We start from the raw sequence: 19,063 nt of genomic DNA, 5'->3' as shown, positions 1-19,063 counted from the left end.
AAGAGCGATGTCAAAGGAATACACCCCAAAAACTCCCCTGTTTTACCTAGGCGCGCCCCTGCTGACCGCCATGTTGGCTCTCTCAGGTTGCGGTGGTGATGATGGCAACCCGGGAACCCCCGGCGAACCGGGCGGCGAACCGGCAATGAATATCAGTAAGCTCAATATTGAGGTCAAGGAAACGGCCCTAGAAGAGGGCATTACCCGGGTAGATTACCGGGTCACCAATCAGGATGATGAGCCGGTAGTAGGTATCCCCTCAGGACGCTTCATTGCCGCGCAGTTGTTGCCGGAAGGCAGCAGTGGGGCCGGCAACAGCAGTGAGTGGCAGTATTTCACTTCAGAGACCTGCTCCAGCAGCTGTCCTGGCACCTATGTTGACCATAAAAATGGCAACTACTCCTACAGTTTCAGTGCCCCTTTCGACGGTATGAATGAGATAGCTGAAATCACCGGCGCCACTCACAGAGTAGTGATCAAACTCGGTGGTGATACGCTGGCAGATGGCACCGCATTGCCGGTAACCAATGACCATTACGACTGGCAGCCACCTGCGGGTGCTCCGGCCTACAGCCGCAACATTGTCTCCATCGACACCTGTAACAGCTGTCACAATGACCTGGCGTTTCACGGCGGTAACTATAACCAGGTGGAAACCTGTGTCACCTGCCACAATGCCACTCGGGTTAGCAATCCGGAAAACATCTTCCCGCAAATGATCCATGCCAAGCACCTGGCCGGATTCCCCAAACCCTTGTCTGACTGTCAGACCTGTCATAAAGAGGACGAAACCCTCAGCGAACAACACAACTGGTTCCGGGTGCCAACTATGGAGTCCTGTGGCAGCTGTCATAACGATATCGACTTCGTCAAAGGCGAAGGTCACCCGGCGCAAGCGGATAACAGCAATTGTGTCGCCTGCCACAATCCGGATTGGACCCGTGAAGTCCACGCCAATCAGGAGAACCTGGTGGCCCTTGGGCAATTCAAGGCCGAGGTCACCAACGCCAGTGTCAGCGGCACCAGTTTGAGCTTCTCGCTCAAGCTGAGTAACCCGCAGACAGGTGCAGCCTATAACGACAGCGCCGAAAAACAGGTGTTTGTCAGCGATCTCAGAGTCTATGCCAACTGGGGCACCAGCTTTGATTACGCCACCCGCTCTGCCCGTTCAATTAGGGTACATGAAGTGGCGCCGCTGTCCGGCGGGAATGGTGTCTATCAGTATCAGTTGGATGGACTGACCATTCCCGCCGGCAGTGAAGCCGATGCAGGTACCCTGGCGATTCAGGGTCGCGTCTGTGCCAGCCAAGGCATGCTGGTCGACTGCAGTGACAACGCCGCCAGTGTGCTGGTTATCAAGTCGAGCCACCAGTCATTCAACATGGCCGGGCTCACTACGGCCGGGAGACGCCAGGTGGTCAGCAACGAAACCTGTGGCAGCTGTCATGGCGATCAGCAATTGAACTTCCACGGTGCTCGCAACGACTTGGCCGGTCAGTGTCAGCTGTGCCACAACCCCAATATGCAAGCCGATGCCACTGCTGCCAATCCATCAGCGAGCAGCGCCGACTTCAAACAGCTGATCCATGCGTTGCACTCGGCACGCTACGAAGGATTCGAGACGCTGCAGTTCCCGGGGAACATAGGCAACTGTGCTCACTGCCACAGCAAAGATGAAAATGGCGTGCTGAGTATGGCGCTGCCGCTCAAATCGGCGGTGCAACCCTTGAGCCTGAATGACGGCAGCTTCACCAGCCCCACGGCGGCAATCTGCAGTAACTGCCACCAGAGCGATGGTGCCCGCAACCATATGACACAACAAGGGGCCGTGTTCCAAGGCGCTGAAGCCGATGCCAAGGCAGGAACGGAAAGCTGCGTCACCTGTCATGGGCAGGGTGGCCTGGCCGATGTCACCAAGGTGCATCCTATCGCTCAGTAACAACAATAAGCCGCCCTTTAAGGGCGGCAATAACAGGAAAGAGCCGGTATTTAAACACTGGCTCAGTCGTGCAATCAAAGCAATGCAGGGAAATAATGATGAAAAGCTCAAGACTGGTTAAAGGGCATACCCGCCTGGCATTGGCCACTCTGATGTCGCTGACGCTGATGGCATGTGGCAGTGACGGCAAGGATGGCGAAGACGGTAAGGACGGCGTGATCGGAGTGAATATCGATGCCACTCCGACACTCAAGGTCAAGTTTACCGACGCCAAAGTGGAAGCAGGTAAGGTCACGGTCGACTTTATGTTGACCAACGCCAATGGTGTGGCAGTGCTGGGTCTGAACAAAGACTATGACCTCAGATTTGGTATCGCTCAGCTGACACATGTGACCGAAACCATAGGTGAAGGCGAAGAAGCCAGAGAAGCCGACTGGGGATTCCAATGGCAAGCCTATATCAATAGCCTCAAACAACCATCATCGGTTCCCGATGGGGTGGACAACCTCAGTCCATCGCCTCAGTATCAGGCTGGAGTCGAAGCCGCCAGCGCCTGCGAGACCTGCCTGGTCGACAATGGTGACGGCAGTTATAGCTATAGTTATCAGGTCAATATTGCCGAAGTCACAGAGCCGCTGGCCATAGCTTATGATGCCGATGCCACTCAAAGGGCCACGCTGGAACTGAAACTACCTCAAATTACCGCCAATGCCCATTATGATTGGCAACCGTCCAGCGGCAAGACAGAAGGCATTCAGACCCGCAATGTAGTCACCATAGATGCCTGTTACACCTGTCACCAACCGGACAGCCTGGAGCTGCACGGCGGACGGCGGATAGCGCTGGAAAACTGCGCCTCCTGCCATACTGCGACCTCAGGAGATCCTGAGTCGGGTAACAGCGTGGAGTTCACCTATTTGATCCACGCCATTCACCGCGGCGCAGAACGTCACACCTATGATGCCGACGGCAACGAAGTGCCGGCGCCATACAAGATTGTCGGTTATGGCGGCAGCGTCCACGACTATGGTGTGGTCGGCTTCCCCCGTAAACCGGCTTCAGACTGTAGCGTCTGTCACCAGGAAGGCAGTGGCGCTCCGGCCAATGCCGACCTATTCAAGGCCGAGAAAAGCAATACTGCCTGTGTCGCCTGTCACACGGAAAAACCTTCATCCCACCACTCCAGCACTGATTGTATGGCTTGCCACAACACTGACAATACCTATCACGGTACCGGCAGCGCAGCCAAACGCCACGGTGATGTGATGCAAGCTTACACTCTGGCGGCAGAGCTGAGCGTCAAGGTGTTGGAGGTCAGCAGCAACGCCGGCAAGATGACCTTTAAAGTGCAGGTGTTGGATAAAGACGGTAACGCCATGGAGCAAAGCTTTATCGATCAGAGCAGCCGTATGATAGTCGGCTGGGATATAGACAAGGACTACCCTGCCTATAACGAAGCCTCCTACAGCCAGCGCCGTATTCGTCTCAGTGAAGGCAGCTTTGACGCCACCAGCAAGAGCTATACTCTGACTCCGGCGTTTGATATGCCGGCAAGCCCGGATGGCAAGAGCTTTGAAATCTGGTCGGCACTGGAAGCCTGCTTCAATAACGGCGGTTATGGTGTTGCCGATATTCAACTGACGGACTGCGCAACCGATGGAGTTCGCTCTGTGGCTATCCAGCAGGAGCCCTACCGCTTTGTCTGGGGTAACAATGGTGTCGACAGCAGTATGGATGCCATGGCCCGCCGCGCCATCATAGATCCGACCAAGTGTCAGAGTTGTCATGGCAAGGAGATCCATCACTATGACAATGGCGTCAACTGCCAGACCTGTCATACACCGGATAAGACACTGCGTAATGACGCCGATTATCCCGGCGGAAAAATCCCTTCAAGCTTCGCCTGGAAGGCACACGAGCGTGAGGGCCACTTCCTCAAGTATGCAGGGCTTAAGTCCGGCACTGTGCTGAAAACCGATTGTGCCACCTGTCATGCCGAGTCTTCCGGCAGCGTCACAGGTATCACTCTGGGTAGGTCACCGGATCGCGTCTGGCGTTATGGTGACATCAGCAATGGCGGCGCGGATATCTGGGTTTCCTCAGATGCCGGCTCCTGTTTGAGCTGCCACCAACAGTACCTGAGTGATGCCGCCAAATCGCATATTCAGGCCAACGGCGGTATTCTGGATGGCATGGATGAAGCCGATGTCCGTAACCGTGCCAAAGAGGCCTGTGCCACCTGTCACACCCCGGCTCAGCTGATGAACGCACACGGCAATTAAACTCAACATTGCTACCAAAGGGAGGCTTTTGCCTCCCTTTTTTATGCAGCAAAATTCGTTAAAAACTCTTTCAAAAAACACGTTTTTTTGATCAGGATTAACTTTTTTTGATCTAGCGGTATACCCCTAAAGAAATAGTCGGATCTTAATCACATAACCCATCTAAAGTGACTGATTAATCCCCACCACTTGGGTAGCCTTGGCCTTGGAAAAATAATTCCACACACTTTCCATGGTTGATGAGATTTATTCTTATTTAACCTCTGGTTAGTGATGATTAAAATCACTTGCAGGGAAATATCATGATGAAACGGTTTAATTTCAATGCCGCGACGAAAGCGATGTTGGGTGCCGGTTTGCTGTCTCTGATGCTGGCCGGTTGTGGCAGCGACGGTTCAGATGGCGAACCAGGTAAGCCAGGTCCTGTCGGCACACCTATAAGCAAAGTCAACACGCTGAAATCCAAGATTAATTCCGCGTCTGTAGACACTAACGGCTTCCTGACAATCAACTTCAGCTTGTCTGATGCCAACGGCGCCGCCGTCTTTGGTCTGAAAAACACTGACATAGGTGCAGTCTCCTTCGGCCGTGTCGGCAGCGAAGATGAGATTGAAGGTCTGACCGATAAAGAAGGCCAAGCGAGAGAAATCTGGCTGAGCTACTTTAACAAAGACAAAGGTGATGGCTTCTACACTGGCTCTTCCTACTTCCAGGGTAAAAACTGTGAAGATTGTCTGACCGACAATCAGGACGGCACCTACACACTGAAACTGAACAAAGCCATAGATACTCTGGGTAAATACGACTACAAGGCCGACATGGTCAACGGTATTTATCTTGGCATCAAGACAGCCAATGCAGCCAACGTTAACCTGGTTAACAACAGTTTCTTCTACTGGCAACCCTCTTCCGATACTACTCAGGCCAAACCCAAGCCGATTATCGCCGATGAAACCTGCCAAAGCTGTCACAGACCCGGTCATGATGGCGCACTGGCTATGCACGGCGGCAAACACGTCACTCTGGAAAGCTGTACCTTCTGTCACACCGACTACAACAGCTACATGAAGGATGACAAGGACGAAAATGGCCAAGTGATCGGCAGCCACAAACTCGATGGCTCCATCAAAGGCATGGCACACGAAGTGCACAGTCATGCCTTCTACAACGGTATTTTCCCGCAATCAGCCAGCAACTGTCAGACCTGCCACCAACCAGATGAAAACCTGGCGATGGCCGATGCCTGGAAAGCCGACAAGGATTCCGCAACCTGTCTGAACTGTCACAACAGCCCATATGCCGTGCCTTCCTGGCACTGGGATGCAGAAAACAACCAGATTAAAGAAGACAAACTGAACTGTGTCTCCTGCCACAATGATCCTGATGGTGCCCGTGGTGCCGAGCGCGCTCACTACAGCAACAACGACAGTGCCCAGGCCGCCAAGACCCGCGTCATTTTCAATAGCATGACCTATGATGAGGCCAGCAAGACAATCACGGCCAATATGACGGTCAAACACGGCGACACCAATGTGACGCTGGCGCAGATTGACTCCAGCCCATATAAATATGGTGGTGACACCAGCGCCATCGTCTTCAACGGCGTGGTCAAAGACGACTTCCTGGTTAATTACCAAAAAGTTGGCTATCGCTATTTCAGTGCAGGCGCCGACGGCAGCATAGATGTCACCTTCAGCGATGGCGACTTTAAAGTAGCCGAAGTCATGGGTACACCTGAGGTCAAAGTGGCCTTGAGCAGCCAGCTGCATGTCTGCTTCGATGGCAAAGGCGCTGTAGCCGACTGCGAGCCAATCGCAGACGGTGTTATCCCTAACTCCGGCCCTTACGTGCCATCTGACACGGTTTACTTCAATCTGGATGGCAGCAAAGTCAACGATACCCCAAGGGTGCAACATGCCGAAATGACAGCTTGTCAGCAGTGTCACACTACTGCCATCAAGCACCGTTTCTCCAACGACATCGACGGTTGTGCCTCCTGCCATAACGGAACCCGCGACAAGAAGGGTGACGGCTCATCCAACCTGGCGTACATAGTGCACTCCAAGCACTACCTGTATGACAGCTCAGACAACGGCTTCTTCAAGAAGACAGACTGTCAGACCTGTCACGGTAAAGACGGCTTCTCACTGAAGAAAATTGCCGCCGATGCCGCTCCGGTTGCCTTCGGCAAGACTGACGATGGCACAGAACAGACTCTGGTATCACCACAGACTGCCGCCTGCGCCAGCTGTCACCAGCCGCCATACGGCCTGAGTGATACCACTATCAACCACATAGTGACCAATGGTGGTGTGATAGGTACAGGCCACGGTGTAGCTGCAAGTGATTATGACGCCCAGAAAGGCCAAGAAGCCTGTTCTACCTGTCATACAGACTCCCAGCTGTTGGAAGCTCACTCCAACTGGGGCTTCAGCCACTAAAACTTAACCCTAAAGAGAGGCTGCGGCCTCTCTTTTTTTATCTGCCAAATTGTTAAAATCGAATTAAAAAACAGCGTTTTTTTGATCGAGATTAAGTTTTTCCTACCAGCTCAAATACCTCTTTATAAATAGAAAGATCCAAGTCACACATTAACACCAGTTATGCAGCTTTTCGGCCCTGCTTGAGTTAGCCTTTTCAAGGGGAAATCCTATTTCCGGTATCGGGTTAAGGGCCAATTACATAATCAATTTGGTTGACTCAAATCAACCACTCCCTAAACCAGATACTTCCACTATTGCAGGGAACAAGATGATGAACGCACAAAAAACCAGAATCGCACTGCTGCTGGCAGCCAGTGCAGCTACTCTGGCCTTAGGTGGCTGTGGTGGCGATGATGGCAACGATGGTAATCCAGGTAACCCAGGCGGCGAGCCGGCTGGCGAAATCAAAGCACTGCATTTCAGCTTTGAGCAGGCCGTTGTCAAAGACGGTATCCCAACGGTTGAATTTACCGTGACCAACGAAGACGATATGCCGGTAGTTGGCCTGCAGAAGTTCCGCTTCGCCGCCGCTCAGTTGCTGCCGGAAGGCGCAACCGGTGCCGGTAACGCCTCTCAGTGGCAGTATTTCGGCAACGAAGACTGCACTGTAAGCAGCAGCTGCGCAGGTACTTTCGTTGACCACAAAAACGGTAGCTACAGCTACACCTTCAGCAAGACACTCAATGAACTGAGTAAAGATAGCATCAGCTTCAACCCTGAGCTGGCCCAGCGGGTACTGCTGCGCGCTTACAACACACCACTGCCTGACGGCACTCTGATCCCCAACAGCAACGCCTTCGTCGACTTCAGTGCCAACTCAGGTGCTGCCGCATACAGCCGCATGCTGGTGAGTACTGATAGCTGTAATACCTGTCACGGTGACTTGGCCGACGTCAAACATAAAGGTGCCTATCCTGACGTCAACTATTGCGCCACTTGCCACACTCCTGGTCGGGTTGGTGAAGGAAAAGAGTTCAATGCCCTTATTCACGCCAAGCACAAGGACCTGGGGCTGGATGCGCTTAACAGCTGCCAATCCTGTCACAACGACACCAATGTCGAGCTGACGCCCGATTGGGGCAACTGGTCCAAAGTGCCTACTGCTGCAAGTTGCGGTAGCTGCCACAGCAACATAGATTTTGCTGCAGGCCAAGGCCACAGCCAACAAACCGACAACTCCAACTGTATCGCCTGTCACAACAGCAAGTGGACAGAAGAGCTGCACACAGGTGTAACCGCTGATAAGCGCGCCGTTATCGCTCAGCGCGGTCTGGCCGCCGAACTGACCGGCAGCGCCGACAACAGTGCCACTCTGACTGTGACCCTGTTGGACAAGGCCGGCAATGCGCTGGATGCCAACAAGGAACTTGCCAAGATCAAGCGTCTGGAAACCATCACCAACGTGGGCCCTAACTTCCCTGTCATGGGCTACAACAAAAGCCCTGGAAGCGGTAAAGCCAAGGTCGCCAAAGATCTGGTTAAAGACGGCCAGCTGCAAGATGCCGTGACCCTGGTTGACGGCAAGCTGCAATTCACCGTTCAGGACCTGCCTTTCGGTGCCGGTGATGCCGATACCGCCTTCAGCTTTATCGGTCTGGAAATGTGCAGCCAAGGCAGCGAGCTCATCGCCTGCGCCGATGGTGTTACCACTACCAGCATGAAAGCTCAACTGGCCTTCGGTACCAAGTCAGGTGATGCACCTAGTCACCGTCATATCGACTCAGTGGACTTCGCTACCTGTGAAGGCTGTCACAGTGACACCTTCGAACTGCACAAAGGCCACCACTCAGGCTTTGTAATGACAGAACAGCTGGGCCGCGAAGTAAACGGTAAGCTCACCGTCGGTGTTGATGGCTGTGTGGCCTGTCATACTCCTGATGGTACATACGCCAGCGGTGCCAACAAAGGCGCATTGGAGATGAAACTGCACAAGACCCACATTGAAAAGGCTCACGGCCTGATCGGTGGCAACTGTTCAGCCTGTCACAACGACCTGAATCTTGACGCCTTCAAGAACAAAGGCGCTCTGGCAACCGCAAAAGAAATGTACACCACGCCTATCACAGCTACCTGTACTTCTTGTCACACTGTCGGTGGCGACTACATGGTACACACCAAGGAGCAACTGGAAGCCTACGGCGCTGTGGTAGATGGTGATTACACCGCTGCCAACCAGGCTGCGCAGCTGGAAACCTGTTTCTACTGCCACAAGCCAACCGCCGCAGATCACACTCAGGTGAAGATGTAATTTGCCCAGGCCGGGGGAGTCCCCTCCCCCGTCTTTCAAGGGTTTGGACAAATTAAGGATGCCTAATATGAGAATCAGCAAAAATATACCAACACTGCTAAGCGCCCTGCTGGCGACGGCAGTGTTATCTTTTGGTATCACCCAGGTGGCTCACGCCTCCAAGTGGGACGCCAAAATGAGCCCGGAAGAAGTGGAAGCTACCTTGGATCAGAAGTTTGCCGAAGGCAGCTACTCTCCCAAGGGTGCCGACTCCTGTCTGATGTGCCACAAGAAGTCAGAGAAAGTCATGGACCTGTTCAAAGGGGTTCACGGCGCCATCGACTCCAGCAAGAGTCCTATGGCCGGACTTCAGTGCGAAGCCTGTCACGGCCCTATGGGCAAACACAACCGTGGCGGTAACGAACCCATGATTACCTTCGGTAAGGGTTCAACCCTGGCGGCCGACAAGCAGAACAGCGTCTGTCTTTCCTGTCACCAGGATGACAAGCGTATGTCCTGGAACGGCGGTCACCATGACAATGCCGATGTCGCCTGTGCTTCTTGCCACAGCGTGCATACCGCCAAAGACCCAGTGCTCTCCAAGAACACTGAGATGGAAGTCTGTACCAGCTGTCACACCAAGCAAAAGGCTGATATGAACAAGCGTTCCAGCCATCCGCTGAAGTGGGCACAGATGGTGTGCAGCGACTGTCACAATCCTCACGGTAGCACCACAGACGCCGATCTGAACAAGGCATCAGTCAATGACACTTGTTACAGTTGCCATGCGGAGAAGCGCGGCCCAAAACTCTGGGAGCATGCACCCGTCACTGAGAATTGTGTCACTTGCCACAACCCACACGGCAGTGTTAACGATGGCATGCTGAAGACCCGTGCGCCGCAACTGTGTCAACAGTGTCACGCCAGCGATGGTCACGCCAGCCGTGCCTATCTGGGTAACACAGGCATGGGTTCTCAGGTCAACGACAACGCCTTTACCGGTGGTCGCAGTTGCCTGAACTGTCACAGCCAGATCCATGGTTCCAACCATCCATCCGGCAAGTTGTTCCAACGCTAAGGAGGCGGGAAGATGAAATTCAAACTTAATTTGATCACCCTGGCTCTGCTGGCTCCTGCCAGCCTGGCGATGGCCGCCGACGGTTATGACCTGGCCAATGCCAATACCGAAAAGGTTAAATTCTCGGCCTGGAGCTGTAAGGGTTGCGTCAGTGAAACCGGTGTATCCGGCACTATTGGCGCCGGAGTTGGCTATAACGACTCTGACGATATCCGTTCTGCCAACGCCTTTGCCGCCGAAGATGACTTTGCCGGCAAGGTGGACGCTGACCTGAGCTATCGCGGTGAAAACGGCTATCGAGCCAGTATCGAAGCCGATAACCTGGGGATGGAAAACGGCCGGGTCGATATCAATGCCGGTAAACTCGGGCAGTACAACATCAACCTGAACTACCGTCAGATCCACACCTATAAAACAGACTCAGCCATGAGCCCTTATCTGGGAGCAGGCAGCGGCAACCTGACACTGCCGGCCAACTGGCAGACAGCCGGTGGCAGCAGCGAAATGCCCATGCTGTATGACAGCCTGAGCCCACTGGAGCTGTCGCTCAAGCGCAAGCGCGCAGGCCTGGGTCTTGAATATCAGGGTGAGGAGCTGTGGAGCACCTATGTCACCTATATGCGCGAAGAAAAGACCGGCCTGAAAACTGCGTCCGGCAGCTTCTTCAACCAGTCAATGATGCTGGCCGAGCCTGTGGATTACACCACAGATACCGTCGAGGCCGGGATCAAACTCAAGGGTGACAACTGGTTTACCGCACTCAACTACAATGGTTCATTCTTCAAGAATGATATCCAGACCTTGAGATTCGACAACGCCTTCAACCCAACCTTTGGTGCCCAAAGGGCGGGCTATATGAGCCTGGATCCGGATAACGAGTCCCACACTGTGACCTTGAGCGGCCAATTTTCCCAGAAGGGCGCCGTGGTCAGCGGCCGTTTGTTTGCCGGACAGATGACCCAGGATGAAGCCTTTATCACCTCGGGTTACGGCTATCAATTGCCGCAGGAATCCCTGGACGGCAAGGTCGATATCCTGGGGATGAACCTCAAGGCGGTCAAACGCGCCACCCGCAATCTGCGGATCAGCGGCAGTTATGATTACTATGACAGGGACAACCAGACCCAGATCCAGGAATGGACCCAGATCAGTATCAATAACGTCAGTGGTCGTGTGGCCTACAACACCCCTTATGACAACACCAGTCACAAGGCCAAGTTGGCCATGGATTACCGGATTGCCAACGGCATGAAGTTGGACGCAGGTTATGACTACCGTCGTGATGAACGCAGCTATCAGGACAGGGAAATCACCGACGAGAACAGCGTTTGGGCCCGTTTCAGTCTCAACAGCTTTGAACACTGGAATATGTGGATCAAGGGCAGCTATGGCAAGCGCGATGGCTCAGAGTACGAAGCATCTGAGTGGACCTCTTCCGAGTCCAACAAGTTGCTGCGCAAGTACAATCTGGCCGACCGCAAGCGCACTCAGGTTGAAGCCAGGGTAACTCACAGCCCTACCGACACCCTGACCCTGGATTTCGGTGCCCGCTATGCGCTGGATGACTACAACAACACGGTTATCGGTCTGACTGAATCCAAAGACCTCAGCTATGACGCCAGTATCAGCTATTTGCTGACAGACGATCTCAGCCTGAGCGCCTTCTACAACCATCAGACCATAGACTCAGATCAGGCCGGCAGCAGCAACTTCAGCACTGTCACCTGGACAGGAACCGTGGAAGACAAGGTAGATGTCATAGGGGCCGGTTTGGCCTACGACAACCTGCTGGAGAAGAAACTGCGTCTGGGGCTGGATTACACCTACTCTGACTCGGATTCCAGCACTCAGGTACGCCAAGGCATCACAGGCGACTATGGCGATTACTATGCCAAAGTGCACAACGTCAACCTCTATGCCCAGTATCAGGCTACTGAGAAAATGGCGCTGCGTCTTGACTACAAGATGGAGAAATACGAGGACAACGACGCAGGTAACGATATCGCCCCGGATGGTATCTGGAACCTGGTCAGCTTTGGTGACAACAGCCATGACTACACGGCTCACCTGATCATGTTGAGCGTCAACTACCGTCTGTAATTCTCACTCTTAACGTTCAAAAGCCCGCTTTCGCGGGCTTTTTTATCTCTTCCCGCCTTCACCTCAAACCAACAAGCATTCGGTAAAATTCCTCTTGCCGGCGGCCCTTTTTGCAGCTTACACTGCAAGCGTTACATTTTTGTAACAAATATAACAATTAAGATTATATGACCTGAGGACAATGGCATGAGAATCACTCATACACTACAAGGAATAGCCTTGCTCGCGGCCCTTTCCAGTACCAGCGTGCTGGCCGATGGCATTCGTGCCAGCCTGGAGATGAGCCAGCAGAGCTATAAGGCCAGTGATAACGTGTTGGTCACTGTGACCCTGACCAATGACGCCAACCAGCCGGTAAAACTGCTCAAGTGGTACACAGCCGCTGATGGAGTGGAAGAATCCCTGTTCAAAGTCAATGCCGATGGCCTTGAGCGCCACTATCTGGGCGCCCATTTCAAACGCCCGGAGCCCGGCAAGCAGGACTATATCAAGCTCAAATCCGGTGAGAGTGTGTCCTATCAGGTAGAGTTGTCCTCACTTTACGACATGAGCAGCAGTGGCAACTACGAGATAAGCTATGATGTCAGTTCGCTGCAACTCTTCTCCCCCAACCCGGGCCAACAAAAGAAGCTGGCCCGCTTAGGGATAGAAGGGATACATTCAGATCCGGTCAGCTTCTATGTGGAAGGCCGTGAATTCAAGTCCGGCGCCAACAAGGGTAAACCCGGCAGTGGCGATGGCAACGCGGCGCCTGACGGTATCAGCTTTACCGGCCGTTGCAGCAATTCCCAACAGAGCGATATTCTGGCGGGACTGGACGCCGCCCGTACCATGGCGGCCGACAGCAAGCAATACCTCGCGAGCAACAACAACCCTTCAAGCTCTGTGCGTTATGCCACCTGGTTTGGCAGCTACAACAGCAGCCGCTGGAATAGCGTCAGCAGTAACTTCAGTGCCATAGACTCGGCCTTGAACAATCAGCCACTCACCTTCGATTGCAGCTGTAAGAAGAGTTATTACGCCTACGTTTACCCGACTCAACCCTACAAGATCTACATGTGTAACGCCTTTTGGAGCGCACCGGTATCGGGCACCGACTCCAAGGGCGGCACCATAGTCCATGAAATGAGTCACTTCAATGTGGTGGCGGGAACCGATGACATTGTCTACGGCCAAAGTGGCGCCAAATCGCTGGCCCTGAGTAACCCGGCCCAGGCGATTCAAAACGCCGACAGTCACGAATACTTTGCTGAAAATACTCCCTTTCAAAATTAAGGAAGCTACAGCAGATTAGTTTACCTTTCGTGGGCCGGTTCCCCCGGCCCACCTCCCTGTTACCTTGTGAGCTTGGGCGGACGGAACTGCCCCTTTTTTCCTCATAGTCTCAGAGCCATCCCATAACGGCCATCAAGCACTTGCAAGCCTTTCGCCTTTAAGCCAATGTAAGGCGCAGCCTTTATGATGAGAATCTATTGATGAAGTTGAAATATCCTTGTGCCTTGGTCGCCCTTTTTCCGCTATCGGCCATGGCCGCACAACCCGAGGGTTTAATGGCCGGGGTGTTTACCATACTGGTGCTGGGTGGTTTTACTCTGGTTAACCTGCTACTGCAGCTGGTTTTTTACTTCAACGGCCAATATAGCCGCCCAGGGTTTGTCCGCAGCCATATCTATTGGGCCTTGCCCATTCCGCTCATTACCCTGTTACTTGTCCTCTGGGATCATGCCTCTGTTGCCGATCTCAGTATGAACTTCGGTCTGGTGTTGATAGCCGTGGCACTGGCGTTATTGCCACTGCAACTGAAAAACTCGGCCAAAGTCGCCGGGCCTCAGGCCGGTTGGCGCTTGCTGGCAACCTCTTCCTTATTGTTGCTGCTGGCCAATTTCATCTGGCCACTGACTATCCCGGCGATGCTTATCGCCTGGAGTGCTAGCGATTGGCAACAGCGTAAAGAAAACGGCTTTAAGTTCAGCCGGATAGTGTTAATACTGGCGGCGCTGGGGCTGACATTGTATGAAGGCTTTCAGGCCTGGCAACACTTTTTCGGTGCCTGATTTTCGAAGCCTGATTTTCGGAGCCAAGTTTTCGAAGCCTAAGTAGGGTCTGATATCCATCAAAAACCAGGAAATATAATGAAAACTGCCGCTCTGCCCAGTGATTTTCCGCTACTCGATGAGGTGAGAGCCTGCACCCTGTGCCGGGATAAACTGCCATTGCCGCCCAAGCCGATACTGCAGGCCCACCCTGACGCCAGGATTTTAATCGCGGGGCAAGCGCCCGGCAGGATAACCCATGAGCGTGGCCTGCCCTTTGACGATGCCAGCGGCGACCGACTAAGGCAGTGGCTGGGGGTGAGCCGCGAGCAGTTTTATGACCCCAGGCTGTTTGCCGTCATTCCCATGGGATTTTGCTATCCGGGAACGGTTGAAAAACAGGGGCGCAAACAGGGTGATATGCCGCCGCGGCCAGAATGCTCAGCCACCTGGCACCCAAGGCTTTTTGCCGCCCTGCCCAATATCGAGCTGACACTGATCCTCGGCAAATACGCCATGGCCTGGCACCTCAAGGGCAGTCCACTGGCCAAGGCGCCTGTCAGTACCGCCGTGGCAGAAGCTGACTCGCTGTGGCCGACAAAACTGGTGCTGCCTCACCCGAGTCCGCGTAATCGCCTCTGGTTTAAACAGCACCCGGAATTTGAGCAAAACCTGTTACCCAGGCTCAGGCAGAGAGTCGCCGAGTTATTAGCACATTAGGGTCTGTTGACCCTTGAAGATGGTTTTTGCAGCTTTTGTCGTTTTTTATACCAAACAACGACAAATGCTACCCAAAGGGCTCGGCTAGACGCGCTTTACTCTTTGTTGCAAGGTATTTACCTAGGCCCCTAGGCTGCATACCTTGCGTCGCGATTAAAACGCGTCTAGTACGAGCAAAATTCAACCATGAAAGGTCAACAGACCCTAGAGGCTCGCATGTATTTTCTCGACGCCGCGACCGCGCAGCAGATAGTGGATCGCACCATGAATATCATCGACCACAATATCAATGTGATGAACAGTCAAGGGGTGATCCTCGGCTCCGGCGACAAGCAGCGACTCAACAGTGTCCATGAAGGCGCCCTTCTGGCCATAGCCCAAAACCGCACTGTGGTGATAGATGAAGGCAGTCGCCACAGCCTGCACGGCGTCAAACCCGGGATCAACCTGCCGCTGCACTACCACGGCAAGATAATCGGCGTTGTCGGCATTACCGGTAATCCGGCAGAGCTGCTGCACTATGGTGAGCTGTTGAAAATGACTGCCGAAATGATGGTCGAGCAAGCCAACTCCCTCGAGCTGGATCTCTGGCATAAACGCCAGCGGGAAGAGTTTATTCTGCAACTGTTGAAACGTGACAGCTATAGCGAAAGCGATTTTTGTGCCTGGGCCGCCCAGCTGCAGATAGATCTGCAAAAACCCAGAGTTGCCGCCGTGATAGAACTCGCCAAAGGCGAAAGCAAGGCCACTGATCTCAAGGAAATCCAGCGTCTACTCGAGTATCCGCAAAGGGACAACCTGGTGGCCATGACCGCCATGGATCAGTTGGTGATCCTCAAACCCGCCTTTCTCGATGGTCGTAGCTGGGATCCGGCGCTTGAGGATCTGCGAATCGAGAAACTGCTTGCCCGTTTGCCGGCCGACACCCAAGGCCGACTCAAAATCGCGCTGGGGCATTTTTTTCCCGGTGAAGGCGGTATTCGGCGTTCATATCAAACCGCGCTGGAAACCCTGAGATTAGGGAAAAAGCGCGCGCCGGAAAAGACCAAGTACCTCTATCAGGATCACGCGCTGGCAGTATTGTTGTCCGGGCTGGTTAATAGCTGGCGCGGTCAGGAGCTGGCAGCGCCCTTTCGCAAACTGCAGCAGCATGACAAAAAGGGGCTGTTGCTGCGTACACTGAGCGCCTATCTGCAACACTTCGGTGACCAGCAACAATGTGCCAAGGCATTGTTTATTCACCGTAATACCCTGAGGTATCGTCTGGAACGTATCAGTGAGATCACCGGCATAGAGCTGCAAAGCCTGGATGGATTGCTGCAACTCTACCTGGGAGAGGTCCTCAGTCGCCTGGAACACAAATAATTGTGCATACGCACAAAAAACTAACCACTTTCAGGGGGGAATTCCGTATTTTCCCCTAAAGCCATCACGGCGCTGCAACTGGGATAATAATCGCCAGCCCGCCTTCGCGCCGGCGCCCCAACCCCTACATAAATAACGACCCAATAAGGGACACTTATGAGCCTGGTACTAGTACTATTGGCGGTGATCATCTTTATTGTCATCGCCACCTCAACATTTAAACTACACCCCTTTTTGACGCTGCTGCTGGCGTCATTTATCGCCGCCTTCGGATTCGGCCTGCCCGCCGGGGAAATCGCCAAAACCATCAGTGGTGGTTTTGGAGGTATTCTTGGTTATATAGGACTGGTGATAGTCCTGGGAACTATCATAGGCACAGTGCTGGAGAAGAGCGGCGCGGCCATCACCATGGCCGATGTGGTCATCAAGGTGCTCGGGCAGCGCTTCCCGACTCTGACCATGTCCATCATAGGTTATATCGTTTCCATCCCAGTGTTTTGTGACTCAGGCTTTGTGATCCTCAACAGCCTGAAACAGTCTCTGGCCAATAGAATGCAGGTTTCCAGCGTTGCCATGAGCGTCGCCCTGGCCACCGGCCTCTATGCTACCCACACCTTTGTGCCGCCTACTCCCGGCCCGATTGCCGCCGCCGGTAACCTGCAACTGGAAGCCAGCCTGGGGCTGGTGATTGCAGTAGGCATTCTGGTTTCTGCCGTTGCCGCCTTCGCAGGTTTGCTCTGGGCCAACCGCTTTATGAACACTGAGCCGGATGGCGAAGGCGCCGAAGAGCTCAAGGCTTCTGCCGAAGAATTTGAAACACTCAAGGCTGCTTATGGCAAGCTGCCAAGCCCCTTGGCGGCGTTCTCACCTATTTTTGTTCCTATTTTGCTGATCTGCCTTGGTTCTATCGCCGCCTTCCCTTCCAAGCCCATGGGTGAAGGCATGCTGTTCAGCCTGTTCCATTTCCTCGGCCAACCACTCAATGCCTTGATGATAGGCTTGGGGCTGTCACTCTTGCTGCTCAAGGGCGACAACAAGGTCAAAGAGTTTTCCGAGCGTATCTCACAGGGCCTGGCCGTTGCCGCCCCCATACTGCTGATTACCGGTGCCGGCGGCGCTTTTGGCGCTGTAATCAAAGCCACGCCTATCGGTGACTTTATCGGTACTTCACTGTCGGCTCTGGGTATAGGTATCTTTATGCCCTTCCTGGTGGCGGCGGCACTGAAGTCGGCTCAAGGCTCCTCCACAGTGGCGCTGGTAGCCACTTCGGCTCTGGTGGCTCCCATGTTGGGTGATATCGGCCTTGGCAGCGAAATGGGCCGGGTGCTGACCGTCATGGCCATAGGCGCCGGAGCCATGACAGTGTCCCACGCCAACGACAGCTTCTTCTGGGTAGTCACTCAGTTTAGCCGTATGAGCGTAGCCCAGGCCTACCGGGCTCAGACCATGGCGACCCTAATTCAGGGGATCACCGCCATCATCTTCGTCTGGCTGCTTAGCCTGGTTCTGCTCTAAACTCTTCCCTTGCTGCTGCCGGTTTCACCGGCAGCCCGTTGTACAGGAAATCAGATGAAAATAGTGATAGCACCGGATTCCTTCAAGGAAAGCCTGAGCGCCCTCGAAGTAGCCAATGAAATTGAAGCAGGCTTTAAACTCAGGCTGCCGGATGCCGAGTACCTCAAAGTGCCGGTGGCCGACGGCGGCGAAGGCACAGTGCAATCTATGGTCGATGCGACCAACGGTCACCTGGTCGAGCTTGAAGTCTGTGGCCCACTCGGACAAGCTGTGAAGGCCCATTACGGTATTCTGGGTACAGAAGGCACTCATGGTGCCAGAACTGCAGTTATCGAAATGGCGGCCGCCTCCGGGCTGCATCATGTCAGCCCGGCGCTTCGCAATCCAAGGCTGACCACAAGTTACGGCACCGGCGAGCTGATTATCGATGCCATAGAGCGTGGCATTCGCCACTTCATCATCGGCCTTGGCGGCAGTGCCACCAATGATGGCGGCGCCGGTATGGCCAAGGCGCTGGGCGCTAAACTATTGGATAGTGCCGGGCTGGAGATAGGCCCGGGGGGGGCGGCACTCGCGGCCTTGGCAACACTGGACTGCAGCCAACTGCATCCGGCGCTCACTGACTGCCATTTTGAAGTGGCCTGTGATGTGGACAACCCTTTATGTGGCGAGCGCGGCGCTTCGGCGGTATTCGGGCCGCAAAAGGGAGCCACTGAGGAAATGGTCGCCGAGCTTGACGCTGCCCTTGGCCACTTTGCCGATATTCTGGTTCAGAGCGGCTTTGAAGATAAGCGCCTGCAAAGTGGTGCCGGCGCCGCCGGTGGCATGGGACTTGGGGTGATGGCATTTCTGGACGCAGAGCTGCGCCCCGGTATCGACATAGTCATGCAGGCTGTCGGACTTGATGCCAAACTTGAAGGCGCCGCACTGGTTATCACCGGCGAGGGACGCATTGATGGACAAACCATCTATGGCAAGACGCCCATGGGAGTTTTGCGCCTGGCAAAGGCGCGCAACATTCCCGTGATTGGTATTGCCGGCTGTCTGGGCGCGGGTTCAGAGCTGGTGCTGGAGCAGGGAATGAGCGCCATTTTTGATATCATTCCCTCGGCCTGCGACTTGCCCAAGGCGCTGGCCGAAGCCAGAGCCAATCTGCAGCGCACCTCCAGCAATATCGCCGCGCTGCTGGCTCTGCAACTGAATAACGCCAATTGATTTTTCGCGGGTCAACCTCCTTGGCCCGCTGCTTTTTCGCTTCAGTTTCAACTTGTCTGACCGCAATCCTTGCAGTAAAGTGAGCTGCCATTTCAAGACCTGTGCA

Annotated in this window: 12 protein-coding genes; all 12 read left to right on the top strand. The window is 54.1% G+C overall.

From position 1 onward, the window contains the following. Positions 1-7: 7 nt before the first annotated feature. The 12 genes from RC73_RS06425 to RC73_RS06370 all read left to right on the top strand — a co-directional run bounded on the left by RC73_RS06425 (position 8) and on the right by RC73_RS06370 (position 18,957). Positions 8-1,939 (top strand): OmcA/MtrC family decaheme c-type cytochrome, encoded by a 1,932-nt coding sequence (locus RC73_RS06425; RefSeq protein ID WP_052248034.1) that lies wholly within the window; start codon positions 8-10, stop codon positions 1,937-1,939. Positions 1,940-2,034: 95 nt separating this feature from the next. Then, entirely contained in the window at positions 2,035-4,221 is a 2,187-nt protein-coding gene (locus tag RC73_RS06420) for an OmcA/MtrC family decaheme c-type cytochrome (RefSeq protein WP_052248033.1), read from the top strand. A 302-nt stretch (positions 4,222-4,523) separates the two neighbouring features. Continuing rightward, a complete protein-coding gene (locus tag RC73_RS06415) occupies positions 4,524-6,662 on the top strand; it encodes an OmcA/MtrC family decaheme c-type cytochrome (protein WP_039033875.1) in 2,139 nt (712 codons plus the stop codon). Between the two features lie 310 nt (positions 6,663-6,972). After that, positions 6,973-8,952, top strand: coding sequence for an OmcA/MtrC family decaheme c-type cytochrome (locus RC73_RS06410; protein ID WP_039033874.1), 1,980 nt, complete (start codon positions 6,973-6,975; stop codon positions 8,950-8,952). Between the two features lie 58 nt (positions 8,953-9,010). Then, positions 9,011-10,009: a DmsE family decaheme c-type cytochrome gene (locus tag RC73_RS06405; RefSeq protein WP_039033873.1), complete on the top strand. Its 999-nt coding sequence runs from the start codon at positions 9,011-9,013 to the stop codon at positions 10,007-10,009. A 12-nt stretch (positions 10,010-10,021) separates the two neighbouring features. Then, positions 10,022-12,109, top strand: a complete 2,088-nt coding sequence (locus RC73_RS06400; RefSeq protein WP_039033872.1) for an MtrB/PioB family decaheme-associated outer membrane protein — start codon at positions 10,022-10,024, stop codon at positions 12,107-12,109. Between the two features lie 186 nt (positions 12,110-12,295). Beyond that, positions 12,296-13,384, top strand: a complete 1,089-nt coding sequence (locus tag RC73_RS06395) for a M35 family metallo-endopeptidase (RefSeq protein ID WP_039033871.1) — start codon at positions 12,296-12,298, stop codon at positions 13,382-13,384. Between the two features lie 200 nt (positions 13,385-13,584). Then, the gene (locus tag RC73_RS06390) at positions 13,585-14,163 is read left to right on the top strand and encodes a hypothetical protein (protein WP_052248032.1); all 579 of its coding nucleotides are present in this window, start codon (positions 13,585-13,587) and stop codon (positions 14,161-14,163) included. A 78-nt stretch (positions 14,164-14,241) separates the two neighbouring features. Beyond that, the gene (locus RC73_RS06385; protein ID WP_039033870.1) at positions 14,242-14,862 is read left to right on the top strand and encodes a uracil-DNA glycosylase family protein; all 621 of its coding nucleotides are present in this window, start codon (positions 14,242-14,244) and stop codon (positions 14,860-14,862) included. A 216-nt stretch (positions 14,863-15,078) separates the two neighbouring features. Continuing rightward, positions 15,079-16,227 (top strand): sugar diacid recognition domain-containing protein, encoded by a 1,149-nt coding sequence (locus RC73_RS06380; RefSeq protein ID WP_039033869.1) that lies wholly within the window; start codon positions 15,079-15,081, stop codon positions 16,225-16,227. Positions 16,228-16,383: 156 nt separating this feature from the next. Further along, positions 16,384-17,742 carry a GntP family permease gene (locus RC73_RS06375; RefSeq protein WP_039033868.1) on the top strand — a complete coding sequence of 453 codons (1,359 nt, stop codon included), beginning with the start codon at positions 16,384-16,386 and terminating at the stop codon, positions 17,740-17,742. Between the two features lie 54 nt (positions 17,743-17,796). Beyond that, positions 17,797-18,957 carry a glycerate kinase gene (locus RC73_RS06370; RefSeq protein ID WP_039033867.1) on the top strand — a complete coding sequence of 387 codons (1,161 nt, stop codon included), beginning with the start codon at positions 17,797-17,799 and terminating at the stop codon, positions 18,955-18,957. Positions 18,958-19,063 lie beyond the last annotated feature (106 nt).

This window comes from Shewanella sp. ECSMB14102, from assembly GCF_000813075.1.
Classification (GTDB): Bacteria; Pseudomonadota; Gammaproteobacteria; order Enterobacterales; family Shewanellaceae; genus Shewanella; species Shewanella indica.
Note: the sequence above shows the minus strand (reverse complement) of the source record. Positions and strands in the feature narration are given on the sequence as shown.